Here is a 24,114-nt window from a genome sequence, read left to right as displayed (position 1 = left end):
GGGCTCGGCAGGGCGCGGGCGGCCGCGTTCGTCGCGCCCGCGCTGGTGCTCGTGGCGGTGTTCCTGGTCTTCCCGGCGCTGTGGACGCTGTACCTCGGCACCACCGACTACCGGCTCACCGGGGCGCAGGCCGAGGACCCGAGGTTCGTGGGCCTGGACAACTACCTCGGCGCGCTCGGCGACGGGGAGTTCCACCGGTCGCTGTGGCTGACGCTCCAGTTCGTGCTGGGCTCGGCGGTCCTCGGCCAGACCGTGCTGGGGTTCGCGCTGGCGTGGGTGCTGCGCGACCGCTCCGGCCCGGTGCGGCGGACGGTGGAGGCGCTGGTGCTGCTGGCGTGGATCCTGCCGGGCTCGGTGGTGGCGTTCCTGTGGCTGGCGCTGCTGGACCGCGACGCCGGGACGCTCAACGCCCTGCTCGGCACCCCCGGCACCGCCTGGCTGCTGGACCACCCGATGGCCTGCGTCATCGTGTTCAACGTCTGGCGCGGCACCGCGTTCTCGATGATGCTGTACGGCTCGGCCCTCGGGAACGTTCCGCCCTCCCACCTGGAGACCGCGCGCCTGGCCGGGGCCTCGTCCTGGCAGACGCTGCGCGACGTGGTGTTCCCGCGGATCCGCGGGCACATGCTGACGAGCCTGCTGCTGGTCAGCCTGTGGACGTTCAACGACTTCACGCCGTTCCTGCTGACCGCCGGGGGCCCCGACCACCGTTCGGAGATCATGTCGGTGTACGTGTACCGGACCGCGCTCGGCGACGGCCGCCTCGGCTTCGGCGCGGCCGTCTCCCTGGTGATGATCCTCATCAACCTGGTCATCGCCCTGCTGTACCTGCGGGCGCTGCGCGAACGCCGGAGGACCCCCTGATGGCCCGCGCCACGCCCGCCCGGGCGGTGCTGCACCGGATCGGTGTCGCGGTGTTCGTGTCGGCGGTGCTCGGGTTCTTCTCGCTGCCGCTGCTGTGGCTGGCGTCGGCCCCGTTCGACCGCGACCCGCAGATCAGCGCGTCGCTGCCGCGGTTCACCCTGGACAACTTCCGCGCGCTGCTGGACAACCCCTACGCGCTGGCGTCGCTGCGCAACTCGGCGCTGCTGGCGGCCGGGACCGCCGCGCTGGTGGTGACGGCGGCGGCGCTGGCGGCCTACGCGCTCAGCCGGGTCCGCGTGCCCGGCCGCGACGCGCTGCTGTACCTGCTGCTGTTGCTGTCGTCGATCATCACCGGGACGGCCGCGATGGTGCCGGTGTTCCTGCTGGCGTTCCACCTGCACCTCATCGACACGCGGCTCGGCGTGGTGCTGGTGCTGACCGGCGGCCTGCTGCCCACCGCGATCTTCATCCTGAAGGACTTCACCGACGCCACCCCGCCGTCCTACGAGGAGGCCGCGCGGGTGTTCGGCGCGACCCCGCTCCAGGTGCTGCGGCACGTGGTCGCGCCGGTGATCCGGCCGGGCCTGGCGACGGTCACGGTGTGGACGGTCGCGCAGGTGTGGGGCGACTTCCTCATGCCGTTCCTGCTGCTGCGCGATCCGGACAAGGCCCCGGCGGCGGTGGTGATGTACACGTTCTACACCGAGGGCGGCCAGGCCGACCTGCCGCTGCTGTCGACGTTCTCGCTGCTGTACGCGCTGCCGGTGGTCACGATGTACCTGTTCGTGAGCCGCCGCTACGGGTTCCGCTTCCACGGAGGGATCAAACACTGATGGCGGGCATCACCCTGCACGCGCTCACCAAGGTCTACCCCGGCGGCGTCCGCGCGCTCGACGCGCTCGACCTGGAGATCCGCAACGGGGAGTTCTTCGCGCTGCTCGGCCCGTCCGGCTGTGGCAAGACAACGCTGCTGCGCACCGTCGCGGGACTGGAGACCGCCACCTCCGGCGAGGTCCGCATCGGCGGCGCCGACGTCACGCGCCTGCCGCCGGGCCGCCGCGACGTCGGCATGGTGTTCCAGGACTACGCGCTGTTCCCGCACATGGACGTCGCCGACAACATCGCCTACCCGCAGCGCGTCCGGAGGGTCCCGCGCGCCGAACGCCGCACGGCCGCCGCCGGCGTCGCCGCCGAACTCGGCCTCGACGGACTGCTGGGCCGCCGCCCCGGCGAGCTGTCGGGCGGCCAGCAGCAGCGCGTCGCGCTCGCCCGCGCGATGGCGGCCCGTCCCCGGGTGTTCCTGCTGGACGAGCCGCTGTCCAACCTCGACGCCCGGCTGCGCCTGGAGGCCCGCACGTTCCTCAAGCGCCTCCAGAACGAGCTGGGCGTCACCACCGTGTTCGTCACCCACGACCAGGCCGAGGCGCTGGCGATGGCCGACCGCATGGCCGTGATGGAGGGCGGGCGGATCCGGCAGGTCGGCACGCCCGGCGAGGTGTTCCGCCGCCCCGCCAACCTGTTCGTCGCCTCGTTCATCGGCTCCACCCCGATGAACCTGCTGCCCGCCCGCGCCGCGCCCGGCCTGGCGACGGCCGGGGACGACCTGGTGTACGGGGTGCGGCCGGAGTACCTGGACTACTCCGACGAACCGCTCGACGGCGCGTTCGCCGGCCGTGTCGCCGTCGTGGAGAACCTGGGTAGTACCTCCCTGGTGACCCTCGAACTCGGCAGGGACGGCGGTGCGGGAGAGCTGGTGCACGTGGTGGTCGGCGAGGAGCGCGAACCCCGGCCCGGCGCGCGCGGGTGGGCCCGCCCCCGGCCCGGCCGCGCCCTGCTGTACCGCGACGGGGAACTGGTCGGCGCGGCGGAGGAGGCGGTCGCGTGACGACCACCACCCACCAGGGCCGCTGGACGCTGGAGGACCGGATCGCGGGCACGCCCCGCCACCTGCCGTTCGAGGTCCCGCCCGGCACGGCCGCGCTGACGGTCCGGCTGCGCCACGAGGGTGGCGTCCTCGACCTGGGCTGCGGCGGCCCGGACGGGTTCCGCGGCTGGTCGGGCGGCGCGCGGAGCGAGTACACGATCACCGCCGGCTGGGCGACGCCCGGCTACCTGCCCGGCGAGCTCGAACCGGGGGAGTGGCACGTCTGGCTCGGCCTGCACCGCATCCCGCCCGACGGGGTCCCCTACGCCGTCACCGTCGAGCTGTCCGGCACCGCGCCCGCCCCGCCCGAGGACCCGCCGCTGCCGCCGCCGGAGCGCCCGCCCCGCCGCGACCTGCCCGCCCCGTCCGGGACGCGCTGGCTGGCCGGGGACCTGCACTCCCACACCGTGCACAGCGACGGGAAGATGACCGTCCCCGAGCTGGCCGCCCTCGCGGTCCGGCGCGGCCTGGACTACCTGGCCGTCACCGACCACAACACCGTCAGCCACCACCCCGAGCTGCCCGCCGCCGGCGCGCGCATGGGCGTGGCGCTGGTGCCGGGCCAGGAGGTCACCACCGACCTCGGCCACGCCAACGTGTTCGGCGACGTCGGCTGGGTCGACTTCCGCCGCCCCGCCGCCGAGTGGGCCGCGCACGCCGCCGCGCGCGGCGGCGTCATGTCGATCAACCATCCGCTCAGCGGCGACTGCGCCTGGCGGCACCCCCTGCCCGGGGACGGACGCCCCCGGCACGCCGAGATCTGGCACGCCTCCTGGTGGGACCGCACCTGGGGCGCGCCGCTGGCCTGGGCGCAGCTGTGGCGGCCCGGCGTCGTGCCGCTCGGCGGCAGCGACTGGCACGCGCCCGACCAGTTCCAGCGGCTCGGCGAGCCCACCACCTGGGTGCTGGCCGAACGCTCCGAGGGCGACGCCGACGTGATGGGCGCGCTGCGGGCCGGGCGCACCGCGGTCTCCACCGGCCGCGACGCGCCGGTGCTGCTGCGGCTCGGCGACGAGGTGCTCGCGCTGGACGCCGACGGGACCGTGCTGATCGGGCCGGACGGGCGGCGGCGCGTCGTGCGCGGCGCCCGCGTCCGGTTCCCCGCCGGGCCCGGCATGCACCACCTGGAGACCGACCGGAACGAGGTGATCGCGCTATGCGGCTGACCGATCCCGCGCCGGGGCCGCTGGTCGTCGTCCCGCACACGCACTGGGACCGCGAGTGGTACCTGCCGTTCCAGCGGTTCCGGCTGCGGCTGGTCGCGCTGCTGGACGAGGTCCTGGACCGGATGGAGCGCGACCCGCGCTGGCACTTCACCCTCGACGGCCAGACGGCCGCCGTGGACGACTACCTGGAGATCCGCCCCGAGCGCCGCGACCGCGTCGCCGCCCTGGTGCGGGAGGGCCGCCTGGCGGTCGGGCCGTGGCAGATCCTGCACGACGAGTTCCTGTGCTCCGGCGAGACCATCGTCCGCAACCTCGAACTCGGCGTCGCCCGCGCGAACGCGCTGGGCGCGGCGATGATGGTCGGCTACCTGCCCGACCAGTTCGGGCACTGCGCGCAGATGCCGCAGATCCTGCGGCGCGCCGGGATCGCGCACGCCTGCGTGTGGCGGGGCGTGCCCGCCGCCGTGACGGCCTCGGCGTTCGCGTGGGAGGCCCCGGACGGCAGCGTGGTGCGCACCCAGTACCTGCCCGAGGGCGGCTACGGCAACGCCGCCTCCCTGCTGGAGGACCCCGCGCTGCTGCCGCGCCGCGCCGCCGACCTGGCCGAGCGCATGCGCGCCTGGCGTCCCGAGGGCGGCCCGCTGCTGGCGATGTACGGGTCCGACCACGCCGCGCCCGTCCCCGACCTGGCCGACCGGCTCGCCGGGGCCGGGCTGCCGGTGCGGCTGGACACCCTCGCCGGGTTCCTCGCCGGCGAGCCCGCCGACGTGACCGGGCTGACCCGCGTGCGCGGCGAGCTGCGCTCCCACGCCCGCGCCAACATCCTGCCGGGCGTGCTGTCGGCGCGCGTCCCGCTCAAGCAGGCCATGGGCCGCGCCGAACGCCTCACCGCCCGCTACGCCGAGCCCCTGGACGCGCTGTGGTGGCCGGAGTCGGCGCGCCGGTTCCTGGACATGGCCTGGCGGCGGATCGTCGAGGTGAGCTGCCACGACTCGGTGACCGGCTGCGGCAGCGACGAGACCGCCGAACAGGTCGCCGCCCGCACCGCCGAGGCCGAGCAGCTCGGCCGCGCCGTGTGCGACCTGGTCACCTCCGGCCCGGCCGCCGCCGTGCCCGCCGGCGGCCACCTGGTCTTCAACCCGACCCCGCGCCGCCGCACCGCGCTGGTCGTGCTGGACGTCCCCGGCGACGCCCCGCTCACCCTGGAGGACCCGGCGGGACGGCTGCTGGCCACGCAGGTCCTGGAGTCGGCGCCGACCGTGCTGGACGACGCGATGCACCCGGCCGCCGACCTGCCGCTGGTCCTGGAACGCGTCTACGGGCGGGTGCTGTTCGGGCAGCGGGTGAGGCTCTGGTCGGTGGAGGAGGGGACGCTGACGTTCCAGGTCGCGCGGCACGCGGACACGCCGTTCGACATCGCCGACGTGCGCGCCGCCCTCGGCGACGCGGAGGGGGAGTGGCGGGTCCGGATCATCGCCGAACCCCGGCACACCGTCGCGGCCCTGGTGGAGATGCCACCCCTGGGCCTCACCGCCGTACGCCCCATCACGAAAAGCACCCCGAGCAGCACCGAAAGCGGCACCGTGGGCGGTACTCCGGGAGGCACCGAAAGCGGCATCCCGGGCGGCACCTCGAGCAACGCTGCAAGCGGCGCCACGAGCGGCGCCACCACGAGTGGCACCGAAAGCGGCATCCCGGGCGGCATCCCGGGTGGCACCCCGAGCAACACTGCAAGCGGCGCCACGAGCGGTGGCGTGGGCGGCGGCGTGGGCAGTGTTGTGGGCGGCGTTGTGGGGGACGTTGTGCCGGTTGGCGCGCCTGTTCGTGTCGAGGGGCGTGTGCTGGACAACGGTCTGTTGCGCGTCGAGATCCGGGACGACGGCACCCTCACCCTCCGCACGCCCGACGGGCGGACGGCCGAGGGGCTGGCGCGGCTGGTGGACGGCGGCGACCTCGGCGACACCTACAACCACGCCCCGCCCGCCCGCGACCTGCTGGTCGACGTCCCGGAAGCGGTCCGGGTGGGGGCGGTGTGGACGGGACCCCTGGTGGCGGCGCTCGACGTGGTGCGGACCTACCGCTGGCCCGCCGCCGGGGACGCGGCGCGCGACGCGCGTTCGGAGGCGACCGAGCGGACGGCCGTCGTCACCCGCGTGGAGCTGCGGGCGGGGGAACCGTTCCTGCGGCTGGGCGTCGCGTTCGACAACCGCTGCGCCGACCACCGGGTGCGGCTGCACCTGCCGCTGCCGCGCCGGGCGGGGTCGTCGTTCGCCGAGGGCCAGTTCGCGGTCGTCGAACGCGGGCTGACCGCCGAGGGCGGGTTCGGGGAACGCCCGGTCCCCACCTTCCCCGCCTCCGGTTTCGTCGCGGCGGGCGGCCTGGCGGCGCTGCTGGAGCACCCGGCCGAGTACGAGATCGTCGACAACGAGCTGGCGGTGACGCTGCTGCGCTCGGTCGGCTACCTGTCGCGCGACCGCAACGCCCACCGCGACCAGCCCGCCGGTCCCCAGCTGCCCACGCCGCGGGCGCAGTGCCGGGGCGAGCACGCCTTCAGCCTGGCGGTGCTGCCCTACGCGGGCGACCGGCCGGGCGAGGAGGTGCTCGCGGCCGCCGAGGAGTACCGGCACGAACCGCTGACCGCCGAGGGGTACGGGCCCGGCGGCGGGGCGCTGCCGCCCGCCCGCGCCGGTCTGGCCGTCTCCGGGACCGGTGTGGTGCTGTCGGCCCTGCGCGACCGCGACGGCTGGACCGAGGTGCGTCTGGTCGCCGAGACGCCCGAGCCGACCGTGGCGGTGCTGAGCGGCGCGTTCGGCCGGGCCGTGCGCACCGACCTGCTCGGACGGCCCGGCGAGGACCTGGCGGTGGCCGGCGGCGCGGTGCGGCTGCCGATGCTCCCGTGGGAGATCGTCACCATGCGCCTGCGGGCCTGACCTCGGTGACGGCGGTGTGGGCGGCGTCGGCGGCCATCGCCGCGCCCACGATCCCGGCGTGGTTGTGCAGCGCGGCCGGGACGACCTCGGTCCGCAGCCCCTCCAGCAGCGGCACGAACCGGTCGGCCTTGCGGCTCACCCCGCCGCCCAGGATGACCAGCTTGGGGGACAGCAGCATCTCCAGGTGCGCCAGGTACGCGTTGAGCCGGTGCGCCCACTCCTCCCAGGTCAGGTCCTGCTCCTTGCGGACCCGCGCCGCCGCCCGCGCCTCGGCCTCCTCGCCGCGCAGCTCCAGGTGCCCGAACTCGGTGTTGCGCACCAGCACCCCGTCGGTGAACAGGGCGCTGCCGATCCCGGTGCCCAGCGTCAGCACCACGACCGTGCCGGTGCGGCCGCGCCCGGCCCCCAGGCGCATCTCGGCGATCCCGGCGGCGTCGGCGTCGTTCAGCACGGTCACCGGCCGCCCGGTCGCCTCGGCGAACAGCGCCTCGGCGTCGGTGCCGATCCACTCCTTGTCGACGTTGGCGGCCGACAGCGTCACCCCGTCGACGACGACGCCCGGATAGGTCACCCCGATCGGCCCGTCCCCGCCGAAGTGCCCGGCGATCTCCGCCAGCACCGGCGCCACGGCCCGCGGCGACGCGGGCCGCGGGGTGTCGATCCGCAGCCGTTCCGCCATGAACTCCCCGGTCCCCAGGTCGACCGGTGCGCCCTTGATCCCCGATCCGCCGAAGTCGATGCCCAGCATGCTCATGCTCAGGGATCTGCCCCGTTCCCCACGATCTAAAGAACGCTCAGCCCTCGGCCGCGCGCAGCCCGACGACGCCCGCGAGGATCAGCGCCATGCACGCCAGCCGTCCCGGCGAGGCGCTCTCGCCCAGCGCCAGGATGCCCACCACCGTCACGCCCACCGAGCCGAGCCCGACCCACACCGCGTAGGCCGTGCCGACCGGCAGCTCCCGCAGCGACACCGACAGCACCACGACGCTGACCAGCGCCACCGCCAGGCCGATCACCGTCGGCCACGGCCGGGTGAGGCCGTGGGACTGCTTGAGCGCGGTCGCCCAGACCAGCTCCAGCAGGGCCGCCACCACCAGCAGGATCCATGCCGTTCTCACGCCGCGACACCCCCGTCCACCAGGATCGACGCGCCCGTGACGTAGGCGCCGCCGGGACCGGCCAGGTGCGCGACCGTGGCGGCGACGTCGTCCGGGTCGGCGTAGCGGCCGAGCGCGGTGTGCCGCCGTTCGGCCTCGGCCTCGGGCGCGCCGGCGGGGTTCATGTCGGTGTCGGTGGAGCCGGGGTGGACGAGGACGGCGGTGATGCCGCGCGGGCCGAGGTCGCGGGCCAGCCCCCGGGTGAACCCGACCAGCGCCGCCTTGCTGGTGGCGTACAGCGTCCAGCCCGGGTCGGGGACGCGTTCGACCAGGCTGCTGCCGATGCTGATGATCCGTCCTCCGGGCGGCAGGTGGCGGGCGGCGGCCTGGGCGGCGGCGAACGCCGCCCGCACATGGATCGCCAGCGCCCGGTCCAGGTCCTCCAGCCGGGCGTCCTCCAGCGGGCCGTAGGGGGCGATCCCGGCGTTGTTGACCAGGATGTCGAGCCCGCCGAGCTCGGCCGCCGTCCGCTCGACCGCGGCGGTGACCGCGCCCGGGTCGGCGGAGTCGGCCCGGATCGCCAGGGCCCGGCGGCCCCGGCGTTCGATCTCCGCGACGACGGCGGCGGCCCGGTCGGCGGCCGCCACGTAGGTCAGCGCCACGTCCGCGCCGTCGCGCGCCAGGCGCAGCGCGATCGCCGCCCCGATGCCCCTGCTGCCGCCGGTGACCAGGGCGACCTTGCCCTTCAACTCTGCCATCCGTACTCCCGAAGTAAGCGGAGAACTTTCCGTTTTATTCTTGGAGCGAGGCTAAGCGGAGAACTCTCCGAATGGCAAGGGAGAAAGGGAGAACGTTCCGTTTCGCTAGGCTGGGCGCGTGAACGCACCGGTGAGCGACCCGCCCGGCGGGCGCCGCGTCCTGCCGATCGCCGGTGGGCCGCCGCCCGAACGCGCCGACGCCGTGCGCAACCGCCGCCGCATCCTGGCCGCCGCCGCCGAGGTGATCGCCACGCGCGGCGTCGACGCGCTGTCGATGGACGAGGTGGCGCGGGCGGCGGGCGTCGGCGTCGGCACCGTGTACCGGCGCTTCGGGGACCGCGCGAGCCTGGTCTACGCGGTCATCGACGACCGGGAACGGGCGTTCCAGCGGGGCTTCCTCGCCGGGCCGCCGCCGCTGGGCCCCGGCGCCGCCCCGGCCGAGCGGCTGCGGGCGTTCCTGCACGCGCTGGCCGACCGCACCGAGGAGCAGGCCGACCTGCTGCTGGCGGCCGAGACCGACTCGGCCTACGCGCGCTTCAACGACGGCTCCTACGCCCTCTACCGCATGCACCTGGCGATGCTGGTCGCCCGGCTCCGTCCCGGCGCCGACGCGGTCTACCTCGCCGACGCCCTGCTGGCCCCGCTGGCCGCCAACCTGTTCCTGTACCAGCGGCGCGTCCTCGGCATGGACCTGGACCGCGTGAAGGCGGGCCTGGACGCGATGCTGCACGGGATCTGTCCGGCATAGGCCCTTTGCCGGGACGTTCCGGACGAGCCCTTATGTGGACGACCCCCACGGGTCACACTGGGGAACGTGAGCGACTTCGACGTGCTCGTCCTGGGCTCGGGCCCCGGCGGGCAGCGCGCGGCCATCGCCGCCGCCAAGCTCGGCCGCCGGGTGGCCATCGTGGACCGCCGCACCATGATCGGCGGTGTGTGCATCAACACCGGCACGATCCCGTCCAAGACGCTGCGCGAGGCGGTGCTGTACCTCACCGGGCTCAACCAGCGCGAGCTGTACGGGCAGAGCTACCGGGTCAAGGAGGAGATCACGGTCGCCGACCTCGGGATGCGCACCCAGCACGTGATCGGCCGCGAGGTCGACGTGATCCGCAGCCAGCTGGCCCGCAACCACGTCACCGTCCTGCCCGGCACCGGCCGCTTCCTGGCCCCCGACCAGATCGGGGTGACCGGCGAGGACGGCCGCGAGCACAAGGTCACCGCCGACCGCGTCGTGATCGCGACCGGGACCCGTCCGGCCCGCCCCGACTCGGTCGCCTTCGACGAGCGCACGGTGATCGACTCCGACGGCATCCTGCACCTGGACCGCATCCCCGAGACGATGGTGGTGGTCGGCGCCGGGGTGATCGGCATCGAGTACGCCTCGATGTTCGCCGCCCTCGGCACCAAGGTCACCGTGGTGGAGCGGCGCGAGCGGATGCTGGAGTTCTGCGACCTGGAGATCGTCGAGGCGCTCAAGTACCACCTGCGCGACCTGGCGGTCACCTTCCGGTTCCGGGAGACCGTCGCCGCCGTGGAACGCACCTCGCGCGGCGCGATCACCGTGCTGGAGAGCGGCAAGCGCATCCCCGCCGACACCGTCATGTACTCGGCCGGACGGCAGGGGATGACCGACGACCTCCACCTGGAGGCCGCCGGGCTCGCCGCCGACCCGCGCGGCCGGATCCAGGTGGACGAGTACTACCGCACCGAGGTCCCGCACATCTACGCCGTCGGCGACGTGATCGGCTTCCCGGCGCTGGCCGCCACCTCCATGGAGCAGGGACGGCTGGCCGCCCACCACGCCTGCGGCGACCCGGTGTGGGGCATGCACGAGCTCCAGCCCATCGGGATCTACACGATCCCCGAGATCAGCTTCGTCGGGCGCACCGAGGACGAGCTGACCGAGGCCAAGGTGCCGTTCGAGGTCGGTGTCTCCCGCTACCGGGAGCTGGCCCGCGGCCAGATCATCGGCGACTCCTACGGGATGCTGAAACTGCTGGTGTCGCCGGAGGACCGGTCCCTGCTCGGCGTGCACGTCTTCGGGACGGGGGCCACCGAACTGGTGCACATCGGGCAGACCGTCATGGGCTGCGGGGGGACCGTGGACTACCTGGTCAACGCCGTGTTCAACTACCCGACGCTGGCCGAGTCCTACAAGGTGGCGGCGCTGGACGCGATGAACAAGATGCGGCACATCGCCCGGCTGTCGGAGTGAGCGCCGGTGCGGACGCCGGGGGTCGGGACGCCGGGGGTCAGGAGGACCAGAGCAGGTGCTCCAGCTCGGCGTCGATGTCGATGAACTCGGTCTCCTGGCCGGCCGGCACCGCCTGGTAGGTGCGGTGCAGGAACTCGGCCAGCGGCGACAGGGGCGCCTCGAACAGCGCGTCCCCGAACGGGGAGGACAGCGCGATGTTCAGGATGTCGTCGTCGTCCTCGGCGGGCCAGACCTCCACGTCCCCGTCCCCGACCCTGCGCACGATGCCGACAGTGAGAAGTTCGCGAGCGAAGATCCACTCCACCGGCTCGTCGTCGCCGACGTAGAAGGCCATGCGGATGGCGTACGGGTCGTCGGCCGCGTACTCCAGGCCTGCGAGCAGGGGGACGGTCGTGCGGTCGGGGACGACGAGGCGGAGGCCAAGCTCGGCTGAGACGGTCGTGCTGCTGTTCATGGCCATTCCTTCTGACGTCGGTCCCGCGAACTCGCGGGCGTTCCGGGTGGGCGCTTCACTCCCTCCCACGGATGTCCCCGCGATCTATGACGCGTAACTGGTGCGAGATGTGGGAACATTCCGCCGCCACCCCCGAGTGTGATCTATCTCACTCGCCAGAAAGCGCCCCCTGACCTGGGCAAACAAGGTCATTTCCCCCAACACGGCGGGGCTGATCAAGAAGTCTCCGGGACGCCGCCACCCCTTCTGTGTGAAGATCGGAGTGCTCCTATTGCCCGCAGAAAACGGGCCTCTCGCACGTTCTCCGCACCACTCTGGCGTAGGGTGATTTCCGTGGCGACAGAGCATGAAAAGGAAGCACCGCCCGCGCCGGTGGACCAACTGCCCGCGCACGGTCGGCTGGGACGCTTCCGCGAGTACGTGCGGCGCAACCCGCTGCTGAACACCACCTGGCGGATCGGGGTCTTCACCGTCGGCGTGACCGTCCTGATCGGCGGCCTGGTCATGATGGTGGCCCCCGGTCCCGGCATCCTCGGCATCGTCGTCGGCCTGGCGATCCTGGCGACCGAGTTCGCCTGGGCCCAGCGCGCCCTGCACCACGCCAAGAAGGCCGCCGAACGCGCCAAGGAGAAGGCCCTCGACCCGAAGGCCAAGCGCCGCAACGTCATCCTCGGCGTCGTCGGCGGCATCCTGGTCGGCGCGGCGGTCGTGGCCTACCTGATGGTCTACGACTTCAAACTCCCCTGGGACATCCAGGACTGGACCCCCTGGAAGTGAGTGAGCGCGCCGTCACCTAACGTGAGGGCATGCGCGATGACCCGCGGAGACATCCCCACGCCCGGCGCCGCACCCCGCGGGAGCACTGGGCGGCGTTCCGCGGGTCGCCGTTCGTCCCGGCGGTGGTGCTGACGCTCATCCTGGCCGCGGCCGCCGGGCTGTTCGCCGGCACCTACACCTACGCCATGGCGAACCCCGGCCCGCACCGCATCCCGGTCGCGGTCACCGGCGACCCGCCGCAGCGCCTGCTGGCGGCCATGCGCCGCGAACTGGGCGCCAGCCTGGTCGTCCACCGCTACCCCGACCGCGCCGCCGCCCTGCGCGGCGTCGAGGAGCAGACCGTCTTCGCGGTCTTCGACGGCTCGGAGGTGGACGTCGCCGGCGCCGCCGGGGCCTCGGTGGCCCGCCTGCTCACCCAGGCCGCCCGGCACGCCGACCCCGCCGTCCGGGTCCGCGACGTCCGGCCGCTCCAGTCGACCGACCCGCAGGGCCTGGCGATCTTCTACATCTCGCTGGCCGCCGTGATCATCGGGTTCGTCGGCGCGATCCAGCTCAGCGTGCACGCCAGGGCCCTCAGACCCGCCGAACGCGTCGCGTTCACCGCCGCCTACGCCGCCCTCGGCTCCTGGGCCATCGTCGCCGTCGTGGACGGGCTGCTCGGCGTGCTGAGACTGCCGGTGCCCGAGTCCTGGTCCATCCTGGCGCTCACCATGTTCACCAGCGGCATGGTCTTCACCATGTTCAACACCCTCGTCGGACGCTGGGCGATGCTGCCCACCTGGGGCCTGATGGTCCTGGTCGGCAACCCCTCCTCCGGCGGCGCCGTCTCCTGGGCCCTGCTGCCGTCCCCGCTCGGCGAGATCGGACGCTGGCTGCCGCCCGGCGCCTCGGTCAGCGCCCAGCACACCGCCATCTACTTCCAGGGCCACCAGCACGCGACGCCGTTCCTCACCCTGGGGGCGTGGGCGCTGGTCTCCACCGTCGTGTTCGTCATCTGGCGGCACCGCCACCCCGGCGGCCGCACCGCCACCCCCGCGCACGCGGCCCCGCGCTGACCGTTTTTCCCTGCGCGAACCGCTCACGTCATGCGCTAAAGTTTTCCTGTCGGAACGCCCCAGCAGGGGCGGGAGGACGCACCGAGGGCGATTAGCTCAGTGGGAGAGCGCTTCGTTCACACCGAAGAGGTCACTGGTTCGAACCCAGTATCGCCCACGTGGCGGGCCATCATGGTCGGCGCTTCGCGCCTTCCTGGTGGCCCGCGGTGTTTTTCGGGGGGCGACCCCCGAACCCCCGAAGGTGACCACAAGGCCGGTTCCGGAGACGGAGCCGGCCTTCGGCGTTCCCGAGGCCCTGACCAGGCAGCTCTTCCGGCGGCACGAGGAGGCCCCGGGATGCGCTAAAGTTTTCCTGTCGGAACGCCCCAACGGGGGCGGGAAGACGGACCGAGGGCGATTAGCTCAGTGGGAGAGCGCTTCGTTCACACCGAAGAGGTCACTGGTTCGAACCCAGTATCGCCCACGTGGCGGGCCATCATGGTCGGCGCTTCGCGCCTTCCTGGTGGCCCGCGGTGTTTTTCGGGGGGCGACCCCCGAACCCCCGAAGGTGACCACAAGGCCGGTTCCGGAGACGGAGCCGGCCTTCGGCGTTCCCGGGGCCGGGCGCCGCTCTTCGATGACGTTCGGGAAGCTCCCGAAAAACTGACGACCTTCAAGTTCGGCTCACGCCGCCCGCCGTCCTCGCAGGTGGACCGGGGCGGCGGCCTTCTGTTGGTCCATCAGGATCGGGCTTCGTCACTGCCCAAAGGTGGCCAATTCCGTCCCAACGGTCGATAGTCGGTCCATCGATCCCGGCCGCACCCACCGAGGCGCCGGGACCGACAGACCGACAGGGCCCTGCGGTCAGCACGTTTCACCCCCGCTTCAGTGAAGGGACACCCCCTCGTGAGGAAACGTCATCTGCTGGCCGTCCTGCCCGCCGCCGTCGTCACGCTCGCGGGCACCTCCGTGGCCAACGCCGAGCCGACCCCGCCGCCCAGCCCGAAGATCGTGGGCGGGGTGCCCGCGACCGAGACGTACTCGTTCATGGCGTCGCTGCAGAGCGCCTCGGGCAGCCACACCTGTGGCGGCTCGCTGGTCGCGCCGACCTGGGTCGTCACCGCCGCGCACTGCGGGACGCCGTACCAGGTCCGCGTCGGCACCACCAACCGCACCTCCGGCGGCCAGGTCGCCCGCGTCGCCGCCCGGCAGGTCGTCGGCAGCGACGTGGCGCTGCTGCGCCTGGCCAGCCCCGTCACCACCGGTCCCATCCAGATCGCGACCAGCGCGCCGGTCGGCTCGGCCACCCGGCTGCTGGGCTGGGGCCAGACGTGCGCGACGCGCGGCTGCGGACCCGCGCCGGTCGGGCTGCGCCAGCTCGACACCCGCATCATCAGCGACTCCTCCTGCTCGGGCATCAGCGCCGCGACCGAGCTGTGCATCCAGGGCGGCGGCGGCCGGGGCGCCTGCTACGGCGACTCCGGCGGCCCGGCCCTGATCGGCGGGCCCGGCGCGTGGCAGCTGGTCGGCGCGACCAGCCGCGGAACGGCCGGGACGTGCGCGGTCTCCCCGGCGATCTACGGCGACGTGACCGCCTACCGCACGCGCATCCAGCAGATCATCGGCAGCGGCGCGTCCGCCCGCTGATCCGGCTCCCACCCCGCTCGGCGTCCGCCGCCTCGGCCCTGGCGGCGGACGCCTCCCCGCCGAACACCGGAGGTCCCCCCATGCACGTATCCAGGCTGTCGAGAACACTGGGCGGCGCGCTGCTGGGCGCCGCCCTGGCCACCGGGGCGATGACCGCCCCCGCCCAGGCCGCGCCGCCGGCGCCGTCCGCGTCGTCCGGCGAACGCTCGCAGGCCGCGCCCGCCGCGGTGCGCGTGATCCGGTACGACGCCAGCCGCGCCGCCGAGTTCCGCACGGTCGTGGACCAGGGCGCGCAGATCTGGAACCAGCACGTCCGCAACGTGCGGTTCGTCGCCGGAACGCCCGCCGACGTCGTGGTGTACGCCGACAACGGATGGCCCCGCGCCCAGCCCGCCGGGTTGGGCCGCGGAAGGGTGTGGATGGGCCGTCAGGCCACCGCGCAGGGCCATTACGCGCTGCGTATCGCCAGCCACGAACTCGGGCACATCCTCGGTCTTCCCGACCGCCGTACCGGCCTTTGCTCGGATCTGATGTCGGGCGCCAGCGCCGGAACGTCGTGCCGTAACCCCAATCCGAACGCCGCCGAGATCGCCGAGGTGGAGCGCAACTTCCAATTCGGCGTCTCCGGCGTCACGCCGGGCGTCACCATCACCGAACGGGTGCCCGCCTCGGCCCGTTGACCGGGGCGGCCATTCCGGGGCCGCCGGTGGGAAAGACGGGAATGCCGTGCCTTGACAGGGCGGCCGGCATTCCCCGACCCCGCCGGAACGGAGGCCGGAGATCGGGACGCCCGGCGGGGCGGGCCTTTCCCGGTCCCGGCCGGCCGGCCTTACCGGAATCCCTGACAAATGATCTACCAATGGCCCCGCGGCGGCACGGTCCGATACGCACGCAAAGGGGCCGGGTGAACGAATCACCCGGCCCCTGGGGAAGCGGCGCACGCCCGGACTAGTGGGCGGCCTCGTACTTCTCGATCACGTCGCGCGGAATGCGGCCCCGCTCGTTGACCTTGATCCCCTGGGACTTCGCCCATTCGCGGATCTCGGCCGAGCGCTCGCGGGTGCCGGCGGTGCGGGTCGTCCCGCGCCCGGGACGGGCCCCGACCTTGCGGGCCTTGCGGGCGTGCGCGACGAACGGCTCGAACTCCTTGCGGAGCTTGGCGGCGTTCTCCTTGCTCAGATCGATCTCGTAAGTGATTCCATCGAGGGAGAAGCTGACCGTCTCGTCCGCCTCTCCGCCGTCGATGTCGTCGACGAGAAGGACTTCGACCTTCTGTGCCATGCGGGGACCTCTTTGCTATGCGTCCGGGTGAGCCTCGATGAATGCAGCATAGACCTCATCGGAGATCTTGCCACGTTCGGTGACTTCGATGTCGTTGCTCATCGCCCATTCGCGGACGTCGGCGTTGGTGTAGCCCTTGAGCTTGACGGCGCTGGTCGACTTGCGGCCCTTCCGGGCGGCCTTGACCTCGGTGGCGTGCTCGACGAACAGGTTGAGCGTCTCCAGCGTCTCGACCAGACGCTTGTGGTTGTCGTCGCTCAGGTCGATCGTGAACGTCCGCCCGAGAACCTCGAAGTCCCGCTTGGAGACGTCGCTTCCCTCGGAGCCGTCGATGTCGTCTACGCGAATGACCTTCTCGGCCATGTGTGTGGTGTCTTCCTTCCGTTGCCGACGCGGCGACCTTGACCGTAGCGGATTCCGGGCCCTCGTTGGTGCGGACGCGACAGCCGGGCGGCTCCGGCGGGACTTCGCCAATTGTGATGTTCTTCACTTCCGCCGACGATGTTTATGTCCCGCCTATAGATCCGGCTTTTCGGTCGCAAATGATGGCGTCGCAGATGCGGGGCAGCGCGACGCCGACCGGCTCCCGCACGACCTCGGCGGCCAGGTGGTCGTAGGGGGTCGGATCGCGGTTGACGATGACGAGGGTCGCGCCGCTCTCCACGGCCACCGCGCACAGCCCGGCGGCGGGTTCCACGGTCAGCGAGCTGCCGACCGCCAGGAAGAGGCCGCCGGCCCGCGCGATGGCGGCCGCGTGCGACAGCACGTCCCGGTCGAGGAACTGCCCGAACATCACGATCGACGGCTGCACCACGGCGCCGCACGACCGGCACGCCGGATCGTCCTCCCCGGCCGCCATCCGGTCGAACACCGCGCCGATCGGCTCCCTGGCGGGGCAGCGCGTGCATTCGGCCTCGGCCATGTTGCCGTGCAGTTCCAGCACCTTGCGCGCGGCCAGTCCCGCCTTCTGGTGCAGGCCGTCGATGTTCTGGGTGAGCACGCGCACGGCGACACCGGACGCGTCCAGCCTGGCCAGCGCCTCGTGCGCGACGTTCGGCCGCACGCCGTCGCGGCGCATCCCGGCGTAGACCCGCCAGAAGCGCCGCCGCCCCTCGGCGTCGGTGAGGAACCGCTCGCGGGTGAACAGCCCGGCCAGCGACGGGTCCTTCGTCCACAGGCCCTCCGGCCCCCGGTAGTCGGGGATGCCGGAGTCGGTGGACATGCCCGCGCCGGTCAGGACCGCCACGCGCGTGACGCCGCGCGCCCAGGCCGGGACGTCCGCGTTCCTGGCGTCGATGGGGTTCATGGCGTCAAGGTACGGAGGGCAGTCCCTCGGCGGCGACAGGTTTTGCGGTGCGCCGCAGGAAGCGGCGCAGCAGCAGCCCGGCCGTGGCCGCCAGCCCGGTGACCAGGCCCAGCCAGACGCCGGGGGTGTCCAGGGACAGCGGGTGCGCCAGCAGCCAGGCGGCGGGCAGGCCGACCAGCCAGTAGCCGACCAGGGTCATGCGGAAGCCGCCGCCGGTGTCGTCCAGGCCGCGCAGCAGGCCGACGCCGATGTTCTGCGCGCAGTCGAAGAACTGCAGCAGCGCCGCGACAGCCAGCAGCGTGACCGCGACGCCCGGCACCTCCCCCTCGAAGAACGGGGCGAGCACGAGCCGCGGCGCCGCCAGGTACACCGCGCCGACCAGCGCCATCACCAGCACCGCGCACGCCAGCGCCGTGCGGGCGACGCGGCGCGCGGCGTCGGCGCGGCCGAGCGCGATCTCCCGGCTCACCCCCAGCGACGCGGCGTGCGACAGCCCGACCGACACCTGGAAGACGACGTAGACGAGCTGGTTGACGGCGGTGTGCGCGGCCAGCGCGGTGGCGCCGAACGCGCCCACCAGCAGCGCCACCACCGAGAAGAACCCGGCCTCCGAGCCGTAGGTCGCCGCGATCGGCACGCCCAGCCGGGTCAGCCGCCGCAGCGTCGCCGGGCGCGTCCGCCACACCCGCGCGTCCAGCAGCGGAGCGAGCGCCGGGTCGCGGCGCGCCGAGGCGTACAGCGCCAGCAGCGACAGCAGGTACACCAGCGAGGTGCCCACGCCGATGCCCGCCATGCCGAGCTCCGGCAGCACCCACGTGCCGTGGATCAGGCCCCAGTCGAGGACGGCGTTCACCACGATCGAGGCGAGCGTGATGCGCAGCAGCGCCTGCGGGCGGCGCATCCCGACGGTGAACTGCCGGATCGCCTGGAACCACAGGCAGGGCACCAGGCCCGGCGCCAGCGCCCACACCATCGGCCGCGCCGCGTCCACCACGGCCGGGTCCTGCCCGAGCAGCCCGACCGCCTCGCCGATCAGCACGATCAGCACCGCGCCGGCCAGGCCCGCCAGCGTCGACAGCGCCAGCGCGCCGCGCACCAGGTCGCGGATCTCCGCGTCGGTGTCGGCGGCGCCGTTCTCCCCGCGCGCGGCGGTCGCGGCGACCTGGTTGCCGACCGCCGTGACGAGCCCGACGCCCATGGTGCGCAGCTGGTTGAAGATGACCATCGCCAGCCCGCCCGCCGCCAGCGCCTGGGTTCCGAGCAGCCCGAGCAGGACGGTGTCGGTGGTGGTGAGGGCGACCTGCGCGAGCTGGGTCAGGGCCAGGGGGACGGCCAGCGCGGCGAGCGCGCGGGTGTCGCGGAGCCAGGGGGAGGAACGCATGCGTACCACGTTAGGGTAGCCAAACCTAACGGATTCCCCCTGTCCGGGCATGAACGAAAACAGAGGTCCGAAGTGGACGTGAGCAGGCGCCGGTTGCTGGCGGTCGGCGGCGGTCTGGGAGCCGCGGCGCTCCTGGCGGGATGCGGCGGCGGCGCGGACGGCGCGCCCGCGCGGGGCGGCGCGAACGACAGACCGCGCACCGGCGGCGTGCTGCGGGTCGGCGCGCTCGGCCGCCCCAACGCCATCACCCGCGACCCGCACGGGACGCAGACCAACGAGAGCGACTACCTCATCCTGGCGCTGCTGTTCGACACCCTCACCGTGCCCGGCGGCTCGGGCGCCGTCACCGCGCCGCGCCTGGCCACCCGCTGGGAGCCGTCGGAGGACCTGAGGACCTGGCGGTTCACGCTGGCGCAGGGCGCGAGGTTCCACGACGGCTCGCCGGTCACCGCCGAGGACGTGGTGTGGTCGCTCAAGCGGCTGCGCGCCACCCCGGCCGGGGCGTCCCGGCTGCCCGGCATCCGCGCCGAGGGCATCCGCGCCGACGGCCCGGACACGGTCGTGCTGGTCTCCGACCACCCGAACGCCGAACTGCCGCTGCTGACGCGCCTCACCACGTTCGTGCTGAAGAAGGACACCAGGGACGCCGACCTGGTCAAGGGCAACGGCACCGGGCCGTTCAAGCTGGAGTGGTTCCGCGACGGCAACGCCCGCCTGGTCCGCAACGACCACTGGCACGGCGGCAGGCCGCACCTCGACGCGATCGAGGTGAAGATCTTCGCGACCCCGCAGGCGATGGCCAACGCGCTGCTCGGCGGGCAGATCGACGTGGCCTCCAACGTCGGCCCGGTCGCCGCGCGCGTCGCCGGGTCGCGCCGCGACATCCAGACGGTACGGCGGCCCGGCGACATGGCGATGCCGGTCGTGATGCGCACCGCCGACGGGCCGTTCGCCGACCCGCGCGTGCGCGAGGCGCTGCGGCTGGCGGTCGACCGCAAGGCGATGGTGGACCAGGTCCTCAGCGGCTACGGCCAGGTCGGCAACGACATCCTCGGCACCGCCGACCCCGCCTACCTGGGCTCGGCCGTCCCGCAGCGCGCCCGCGACCTCGCCCGCGCCAAGGCGCTGCTGGCCGAGGCCGAGTTCGACACGAACGCCACCTACGAGCTGTTCACCACCGAGGACATCGCCGGGCTGGCCGAGTCGGCGACGCTGTTCGCCACCCAGGTCCGCGAGGCCGGGGTGAACGTCAAGGTCGTCAAGCAGGAGTCGGCGGCGTTCTGGGACAGAACCTGGCTGAAGGCCCCGCTCTACACCACCTACTGGGGCACCAACGACTCGGTGCTGTTCCTGGCCAGCAAGACGATGCTGCCGGACGCCGGGCAGAACGAGGCGGGCTGGAAGGACGAGGACTTCGACACCGCCTACCGCGCCGCGACCGGCGAACGCGACGCCGCCCGGCGCCGGGCCGCGCTCGCCGAGGTCCAGAAGATCCAGCACGAGCGGTCGGGCTACCTGCTGTGGGGCGTGGCCGACGGCATCGACCTGGCCGGGCCCAAGGTGCGCGGCCTGCCGAAGCTGCCGGGGTACGGGCGCGTCCAGCTCGAGCGGGCATGGCTGGCGTCCTGACCCGTGCCGGCGGCCTGGTCCTCCAGCGCGTGCTGATGCTGGCCGCGCTGCTGGCGCTGGTGTTCGCGGCGGTCGAGCTGCTGCCGGGGGACGCCGCCAGGGCGACCTCCGAACGCGGCGAGACCGCCGCCGACCTGGCCGCCCGGCGGAGCCTGCTGGGCCTGGACCGGCCGCTGGCCGTGCGGTTCTGGGACTGGATGTCGGGGCTGCCCACCGGGGACCTCGGCATGTCGGCGCGCGGGGAGAAGGTCACGGCGCTGCTGGCCGGGCCGTTCCCGCAGACGCTGCTGCTGGGCGGGCTGGCGCTGCTGGTCACCGCCGTCGTGTCGGTCGCGCTGGGCTGCTGGGCGGCGGCCCGGCCGGGCGGCGCGGCCGACCGGGGGGTGACGGCGTCGGCGACGGCGGTGCTGGCGCTGCCGGAGTTCGTGGTGGCGGTCGGGCTGCTGCTGGTGCTGTCGTCGTGGACGGGCTGGTTCCCGGCGGTCACCCTCACCGGCGCGGACGGCGGCGTCGCCGACCCGTCGATGCTGGTGCTGCCGGTGCTGGCGCTGGCCGTCCCGCAGATCGGCTGGAACACCCGCATCGTGCGGGCCGCGCTCGCCGACCAGGCCCGCGCCCCGCACCTGGAGACCGCCGTGCTGGACGGGCTGCCGCCGCGCCGGGTGCTGCTGTTCCACCTGCTGCCCGGCGCGCTCCCGACGATCGCGGCGGGCCTGGCGACCTCGACCGGGATGCTGTTCGGCGGCGCGGTCGTCGTGGAGACCGTCTTCAACCACCCCGGCATCGGGACGCTGCTGACGGGCGCGGTCGGCGACCGCGACGCCCCGCTGGTCGCCGGGGTCGTCGCGGTGACCGGCGCGGTGGTGACCGGCGTCCTGCTGCTCGCCGACCTGGTGCGGGCGCGCTTCGAGGGAGGCCGGGCATGAACCGCGCGGCGCTGCGGGTGACGCCCGCGGCCGTCCTGGTCGTCCTGGCGGTCGCCGGGCCGCTGCTGGCCCCGCACCCCATTGACGCCCCGGTCACGGCCCCCTACGGGACGCCCACCGGCGCGGCGCCGCTGGGCGGCGACCAGCTGGGCCGCGACGTGCTGAGCCGCCTGCTGCACGGCGGCCGCGACCTGATCCTCACCTCGCTGCTGGTGGCGGCGCTGGTCACCGCCGCCGCGGGCGCGCTCGGCGCGGCCGGGGCGCTGCGCCCGGCGGTGGGCCGCGCCGTGGACCGCGCCGCCGACGTCCTCATGCTGCTGCCGCCGGTGCTGGGCGTGCTGCTGATCGCCCTGTCGTGGGAGGGCGGCGGCCGGGTCGCGGTCGTGGCGGTGGCGCTGCTGCTGGGCGTTCCCTACGCGGTGCGGTTCGTGGCGGGGGCCGCCGCGCCGGTCGCCGCGTCCGGCTACGTCGAGGCCGCCGTGGCGGGCGGCGAGGGACTGTGGCACCTGGTGTGGCGGGAGGTGCTGCCGAACCTGCGCGCCACGCTGCTGGCGCTGTTCGGGCTGCGGTTCGTGGCGGCGGTGTACCTGGTCGCCACCGCCGGGTTCCTGCAGATCGGCCCGCAGCCGCCCGCCGCCGACTGGGCGCTGATGATCCGCGAGAACACCGCCGGCGTCCTGCTCAACCCCTGGGCCGTGCTCGCCCCGAGCCTGGCCGTCGGCCTGCTGGCCGTCAGCGTCAACCTCGCCGCGGACGCGCTGGCCCCGCGCGCGGCCCGGAAGGAGACCGGGGTCCTGTGAACGACGTAGCGGTACGGGTGGAGGAACTGACCGTCACGGTCGGGGGACGCCCGCTCCTCGAAGGCGGGACGCTGACCGCGCGGCGCGGGCGGGTGACGGCGCTGACCGGCCCGTCCGGCTGCGGCAAGACCACCCTCCTGCGCGCCGCCGCCGGGATGCTGCCTTCCGGAGCGGTTTGCGAGTCGGGGCGGGTGGAGGTGCTGGGCCACGACGTGCTCGCCCTGCCCGCCGCCGAGCTGCGCGCGTTGCGGCGGCACCGCCTCGGGCACGTGGGCCAGGACCCCGGCTCCCAGCTCAACCCCCGGATGCGGGTCCGCGCGCTGGTGGGCGAGCTCGCGGCCGACCGTTCGGCGGTGCCCCGGCTGCTGGCCGAGGTCCGCCTCCCGGACGGCCTGGAACGCCGCCGCCCCGGCGCGCTGTCGGGAGGGCAGCAGCGCCGCGTCGCCCTGGCCCGCGCCCTGGCGCGCGACCCGGAGGTGCTGCTGCTGGACGAGCCCACCGCCGGGCTGGACCCCGCGCTGCGCGACGACATCGCCGCCCTCCTGCGCGACCTGGCCGAACGCCGCGGCATGGCCGTCGTCCTGACCTGCCACGACCCCCACCTGGTCGAACGCCTGGCCGACGACGTCGTGGAGCTGCGCGCGACGGCCCCCCGCACACCGCCGACCGGCGCGTCCCGGCCCGCGGAGCCGGGGGAGGCGCTGCTGTCGGCGCGGGGCGTGAGCGCCGCGTTCGGCAGGCGGCCGGTGCTCCACGACGTCGGCCTCGACCTGGCGCGCGGGGAGTCCCTCGGCCTGATCGGCCCGTCGGGCTGCGGGAAGACCACGCTGGTGCGCACCCTGGTCGGCCTGCACCGCCCCACCGCCGGAACGATCGCGCTGGACGGCGAACCCCTGGCCGTCCGCGCCCACCGCCGCCCCCGCGCCCACCGCCGCCGCCTCCAGCTGGTCCCGCAGGACCCCCTGGGCGCGCTCAACCCGTCCCGCACGGTCGGCGCGACCCTGGCCCGCCCGCTGCGCCTGCACCGCCGCGCCACCGACGTCCCCGCCCGCGTCGCCGACCTGCTCGACCAGGTGGGCCTGCCCGCCGACCTGGCCGAACGCCACCCGCACGAGCTGTCGGGCGGCCAGCGCCAGCGCGTCTCCATCGCCCGCGCCCTGGCCGCCGACCCCGACGTGCTGATCTGCGACGAGGTGACCTCGGCCCTGGACCCCGCCACCGCCGAGTCGGTCATGAACCTGCTGGCGGCACTGCGGGACGAACGCGGCCTGTCCCTGCTCCTGGTGAGCCACGACCTGAACCTGGTGGCCACCCACACCGACACGGTGGCCACGATGGACACCGGCCACATCACAACCCTCGGCCCCACCACCGAGATCCTCGCCCCTCCCCAGGGTTAGGGCTCCCCACCCGCGGGACAATGGTCGGCGTGAGAGTCGTCGTGTTGTCCGACACCCATGCGCCCCGGCGGTGGAAGGCGTGCCCGCCCCGGGTCGCCGAGCATCTGCGGGGCGCGGACGTGATCCTGCACGCCGGGGACGTCTGCACCGCCGGCGTGCTGGACGAGCTCGCCCAGTACGCGCCCGTCCACGCCGTCCTCGGCAACAACGACGGCCCCGACGTCGCCGGGTGGGGCGCGCCCAAGCGCCTCGAACTGGAGCTCGCCGGGCTCAGGGTCGCGATGGTGCACGACAGCGGGCAGGCCAAGGGGAGGCTCGGGCGGATGCGGCGCTGGTTCCCCGGCGCGGACCTGGTGGTGTTCGGCCACTCCCACATCCCGCTCGACGAGCACGACGAGCAGCTACGGATCTTCAACCCCGGATCGCCCACCGACCGCCGCCGCCAGCCCCACGGCACGGTCGGGCTGCTCGACGTCGCCGACGGCGCGCTGGTGCGGGCCGAGATCGTTCCGGTGACCTGAG

Annotated in this window: 24 protein-coding genes and 2 tRNA genes; 18 read left to right on the top strand and 8 right to left on the bottom strand. The window is 74.0% G+C overall.

The features are described from left to right. The 5 genes from AKI01S_RS31875 to AKI01S_RS52950 form a co-directional block, all read left to right on the top strand. Window positions 1-864 (top strand): carbohydrate ABC transporter permease (locus AKI01S_RS31875; protein ID WP_067826014.1); only part of this gene is annotated, 864 nt, incomplete at its 5' end. Beyond that, window positions 864-1,697 carry a carbohydrate ABC transporter permease gene (locus AKI01S_RS31870; protein ID WP_067826012.1) on the top strand — a complete coding sequence of 278 codons (834 nt, stop codon included), beginning with the start codon at window positions 864-866 and terminating at the stop codon, window positions 1,695-1,697. The genes AKI01S_RS31875 and AKI01S_RS31870, both read left to right, overlap by 1 nt. Next, window positions 1,697-2,749, top strand: a complete 1,053-nt coding sequence (locus AKI01S_RS31865; protein WP_067826011.1) for an ABC transporter ATP-binding protein — start codon at window positions 1,697-1,699, stop codon at window positions 2,747-2,749. The genes AKI01S_RS31870 and AKI01S_RS31865 overlap by 1 nt, the downstream gene beginning before the upstream one ends. Further along, window positions 2,746-3,954 (top strand): CehA/McbA family metallohydrolase, encoded by a 1,209-nt coding sequence (locus AKI01S_RS31860; RefSeq protein ID WP_067826009.1) that lies wholly within the window; start codon window positions 2,746-2,748, stop codon window positions 3,952-3,954. Before AKI01S_RS31865 ends, AKI01S_RS31860 begins: the two co-directional genes overlap by 4 nt. Beyond that, window positions 3,945-6,884 (top strand): glycoside hydrolase family 38 N-terminal domain-containing protein, encoded by a 2,940-nt coding sequence (locus AKI01S_RS52950; protein ID WP_067826007.1) that lies wholly within the window; start codon window positions 3,945-3,947, stop codon window positions 6,882-6,884. The genes AKI01S_RS31860 and AKI01S_RS52950 overlap by 10 nt, the downstream gene beginning before the upstream one ends. Here the strand turns inward: AKI01S_RS52950 and ppgK are convergent. The 3 genes from ppgK to AKI01S_RS31840 are packed head-to-tail and all read right to left on the bottom strand — an operon-like array spanning window position 6,862 to window position 8,739. Beyond that, window positions 6,862-7,638 carry a polyphosphate--glucose phosphotransferase gene (gene ppgK, locus AKI01S_RS31850; RefSeq protein WP_067826005.1) on the bottom strand — a complete coding sequence of 259 codons (777 nt, stop codon included), beginning with the start codon at window positions 7,636-7,638 and terminating at the stop codon, window positions 6,862-6,864. The two genes, AKI01S_RS52950 and ppgK, sit on opposite strands and share 23 nt — an antisense overlap. 40 nt (window positions 7,639-7,678) lie before the next feature. Beyond that, window positions 7,679-8,002, bottom strand: a complete 324-nt coding sequence (locus tag AKI01S_RS31845; protein WP_067826002.1) for a DMT family transporter — start codon at window positions 8,000-8,002, stop codon at window positions 7,679-7,681. Then, window positions 7,999-8,739, bottom strand: a complete 741-nt coding sequence (locus AKI01S_RS31840; RefSeq protein ID WP_067826000.1) for an SDR family NAD(P)-dependent oxidoreductase — start codon at window positions 8,737-8,739, stop codon at window positions 7,999-8,001. Before AKI01S_RS31840 ends, AKI01S_RS31845 begins: the two co-directional genes overlap by 4 nt. A gap of 118 nt (window positions 8,740-8,857) precedes the next feature. On the opposite strand from AKI01S_RS31840, the gene AKI01S_RS31835 reads away from it, so the two are divergent. Both AKI01S_RS31835 and sthA read left to right on the top strand, forming a co-directional pair. Then, the gene (locus AKI01S_RS31835; protein ID WP_245681864.1) at window positions 8,858-9,487 is read left to right on the top strand and encodes a TetR/AcrR family transcriptional regulator; all 630 of its coding nucleotides are present in this window, start codon (window positions 8,858-8,860) and stop codon (window positions 9,485-9,487) included. 66 nt (window positions 9,488-9,553) lie between these two features. Next, window positions 9,554-10,957: a Si-specific NAD(P)(+) transhydrogenase gene (gene sthA, locus AKI01S_RS31830; RefSeq protein ID WP_067825996.1), complete on the top strand. Its 1,404-nt coding sequence runs from the start codon at window positions 9,554-9,556 to the stop codon at window positions 10,955-10,957. 37 nt (window positions 10,958-10,994) lie between these two features. On the opposite strand, the gene AKI01S_RS31825 is transcribed toward sthA, so the two are convergent. Further along, window positions 10,995-11,411, bottom strand: a complete 417-nt coding sequence (locus AKI01S_RS31825) for an SsgA family sporulation/cell division regulator (RefSeq protein ID WP_067825994.1) — start codon at window positions 11,409-11,411, stop codon at window positions 10,995-10,997. 333 nt (window positions 11,412-11,744) lie between these two features. Between AKI01S_RS31825 and AKI01S_RS31820 the strand changes: the two genes are divergently transcribed. The 6 genes from AKI01S_RS31820 to AKI01S_RS31795 all read left to right on the top strand — a co-directional run bounded on the left by AKI01S_RS31820 (window position 11,745) and on the right by AKI01S_RS31795 (window position 15,549). Continuing rightward, on the top strand, window positions 11,745-12,188 hold the full coding sequence (locus AKI01S_RS31820) for a TIGR02611 family protein (RefSeq protein WP_067825992.1): 444 nt from the start codon (window positions 11,745-11,747) through the stop codon (window positions 12,186-12,188). A 29-nt stretch (window positions 12,189-12,217) separates the two neighbouring features. After that, window positions 12,218-13,243 (top strand): ABC-2 transporter permease, encoded by a 1,026-nt coding sequence (locus AKI01S_RS31815; RefSeq protein WP_067825989.1) that lies wholly within the window; start codon window positions 12,218-12,220, stop codon window positions 13,241-13,243. An 85-nt stretch (window positions 13,244-13,328) separates the two neighbouring features. Continuing rightward, window positions 13,329-13,400: transfer RNA gene (locus AKI01S_RS31810), tRNA-Val, on the top strand. A gap of 234 nt (window positions 13,401-13,634) precedes the next feature. After that, window positions 13,635-13,706 (top strand) — tRNA-Val (locus AKI01S_RS31805). Between the two features lie 422 nt (window positions 13,707-14,128). After that, window positions 14,129-14,869 carry a S1 family peptidase gene (locus AKI01S_RS31800; protein ID WP_067825987.1) on the top strand — a complete coding sequence of 247 codons (741 nt, stop codon included), beginning with the start codon at window positions 14,129-14,131 and terminating at the stop codon, window positions 14,867-14,869. 80 nt (window positions 14,870-14,949) lie between these two features. Next, window positions 14,950-15,549, top strand: a complete 600-nt coding sequence (locus AKI01S_RS31795; RefSeq protein ID WP_067825985.1) for a snapalysin family zinc-dependent metalloprotease — start codon at window positions 14,950-14,952, stop codon at window positions 15,547-15,549. A gap of 268 nt (window positions 15,550-15,817) precedes the next feature. On the opposite strand, the gene AKI01S_RS31790 is transcribed toward AKI01S_RS31795, so the two are convergent. The 4 genes from AKI01S_RS31790 to AKI01S_RS31775 all read right to left on the bottom strand — a co-directional run bounded on the left by AKI01S_RS31790 (window position 15,818) and on the right by AKI01S_RS31775 (window position 18,837). Next, window positions 15,818-16,150 (bottom strand): histone-like nucleoid-structuring protein Lsr2, encoded by a 333-nt coding sequence (locus AKI01S_RS31790; protein WP_067825983.1) that lies wholly within the window; start codon window positions 16,148-16,150, stop codon window positions 15,818-15,820. A 15-nt stretch (window positions 16,151-16,165) separates the two neighbouring features. Continuing rightward, the gene (locus AKI01S_RS31785; protein WP_067825981.1) at window positions 16,166-16,513 is read right to left on the bottom strand and encodes a histone-like nucleoid-structuring protein Lsr2; all 348 of its coding nucleotides are present in this window, start codon (window positions 16,511-16,513) and stop codon (window positions 16,166-16,168) included. A 142-nt stretch (window positions 16,514-16,655) separates the two neighbouring features. After that, entirely contained in the window at window positions 16,656-17,456 is an 801-nt protein-coding gene (locus tag AKI01S_RS31780; protein WP_067825978.1) for an SIR2 family NAD-dependent protein deacylase, read from the bottom strand. Window positions 17,457-17,460: 4 nt separating this feature from the next. Then, window positions 17,461-18,837, bottom strand: coding sequence for an MATE family efflux transporter (locus AKI01S_RS31775; RefSeq protein WP_067825976.1), 1,377 nt, complete (start codon window positions 18,835-18,837; stop codon window positions 17,461-17,463). A gap of 72 nt (window positions 18,838-18,909) precedes the next feature. On the opposite strand from AKI01S_RS31775, the gene AKI01S_RS31770 reads away from it, so the two are divergent. The 5 genes from AKI01S_RS31770 to AKI01S_RS31750 are packed head-to-tail and all read left to right on the top strand — an operon-like array spanning window position 18,910 to window position 24,113. Further along, the gene (locus AKI01S_RS31770) at window positions 18,910-20,466 is read left to right on the top strand and encodes an ABC transporter substrate-binding protein (protein WP_067825973.1); all 1,557 of its coding nucleotides are present in this window, start codon (window positions 18,910-18,912) and stop codon (window positions 20,464-20,466) included. Beyond that, window positions 20,451-21,392, top strand: coding sequence for an ABC transporter permease (locus AKI01S_RS31765; RefSeq protein ID WP_084000449.1), 942 nt, complete (start codon window positions 20,451-20,453; stop codon window positions 21,390-21,392). The genes AKI01S_RS31770 and AKI01S_RS31765 overlap by 16 nt, the downstream gene beginning before the upstream one ends. Next, complete coding sequence (locus tag AKI01S_RS31760) at window positions 21,389-22,192, top strand: ABC transporter permease subunit (protein ID WP_067825971.1); 804 nt, start codon at window positions 21,389-21,391, stop codon at window positions 22,190-22,192. Before AKI01S_RS31765 ends, AKI01S_RS31760 begins: the two co-directional genes overlap by 4 nt. Further along, window positions 22,189-23,592: an ABC transporter ATP-binding protein gene (locus AKI01S_RS31755; RefSeq protein WP_067825969.1), complete on the top strand. Its 1,404-nt coding sequence runs from the start codon at window positions 22,189-22,191 to the stop codon at window positions 23,590-23,592. Before AKI01S_RS31760 ends, AKI01S_RS31755 begins: the two co-directional genes overlap by 4 nt. Before the next feature lie 20 nt (window positions 23,593-23,612). Further along, window positions 23,613-24,113, top strand: a complete 501-nt coding sequence (locus tag AKI01S_RS31750; protein WP_245681863.1) for a metallophosphoesterase family protein — start codon at window positions 23,613-23,615, stop codon at window positions 24,111-24,113. The last annotated feature ends 1 nt before the right edge of the window (window position 24,114 follow it).

The sequence above is a fragment of the Actinomadura kijaniata NBRC 14229 genome (genome assembly GCF_001552175.1).
Lineage (GTDB): Bacteria > Actinomycetota > Actinomycetes > Streptosporangiales > Streptosporangiaceae > Spirillospora > Spirillospora kijaniata.
This window is presented reverse-complemented; position numbering and strand designations above follow the sequence as displayed.

Coding starts and splice junctions, on each gene's coding strand:
- AKI01S_RS31870 (WP_067826012.1), top strand. CDS start 864: ATGGCCCGCGCCACGCCCGCCCGGGCGGTGCTGCACCGGATCGGTGTC.
- AKI01S_RS31865 (WP_067826011.1), top strand. CDS start 1,697: ATGGCGGGCATCACCCTGCACGCGCTCACCAAGGTCTACCCCGGCGGC.
- AKI01S_RS52950 (WP_067826007.1), top strand. CDS start 3,945: ATGCGGCTGACCGATCCCGCGCCGGGGCCGCTGGTCGTCGTCCCGCAC.
- ppgK (WP_067826005.1), bottom strand. CDS start 7,638: ATGAGCATGCTGGGCATCGACTTCGGCGGATCGGGGATCAAGGGCGCA.
- AKI01S_RS31840 (WP_067826000.1), bottom strand. CDS start 8,739: ATGGCAGAGTTGAAGGGCAAGGTCGCCCTGGTCACCGGCGGCAGCAGG.
- AKI01S_RS31825 (WP_067825994.1), bottom strand. CDS start 11,411: ATGAACAGCAGCACGACCGTCTCAGCCGAGCTTGGCCTCCGCCTCGTC.
- AKI01S_RS31815 (WP_067825989.1), top strand. CDS start 12,218: ATGCGCGATGACCCGCGGAGACATCCCCACGCCCGGCGCCGCACCCCG.
- AKI01S_RS31795 (WP_067825985.1), top strand. CDS start 14,950: ATGCACGTATCCAGGCTGTCGAGAACACTGGGCGGCGCGCTGCTGGGC.
- AKI01S_RS31790 (WP_067825983.1), bottom strand. CDS start 16,150: ATGGCACAGAAGGTCGAAGTCCTTCTCGTCGACGACATCGACGGCGGA.
- AKI01S_RS31785 (WP_067825981.1), bottom strand. CDS start 16,513: ATGGCCGAGAAGGTCATTCGCGTAGACGACATCGACGGCTCCGAGGGA.
- AKI01S_RS31780 (WP_067825978.1), bottom strand. CDS start 17,456: ATGAACCCCATCGACGCCAGGAACGCGGACGTCCCGGCCTGGGCGCGC.
- AKI01S_RS31775 (WP_067825976.1), bottom strand. CDS start 18,837: ATGCGTTCCTCCCCCTGGCTCCGCGACACCCGCGCGCTCGCCGCGCTG.
- AKI01S_RS31765 (WP_084000449.1), top strand. CDS start 20,451: ATGGCTGGCGTCCTGACCCGTGCCGGCGGCCTGGTCCTCCAGCGCGTG.
- AKI01S_RS31760 (WP_067825971.1), top strand. CDS start 21,389: ATGAACCGCGCGGCGCTGCGGGTGACGCCCGCGGCCGTCCTGGTCGTC.
- AKI01S_RS31750 (WP_245681863.1), top strand. CDS start 23,613: ATGGTCGGCGTGAGAGTCGTCGTGTTGTCCGACACCCATGCGCCCCGG.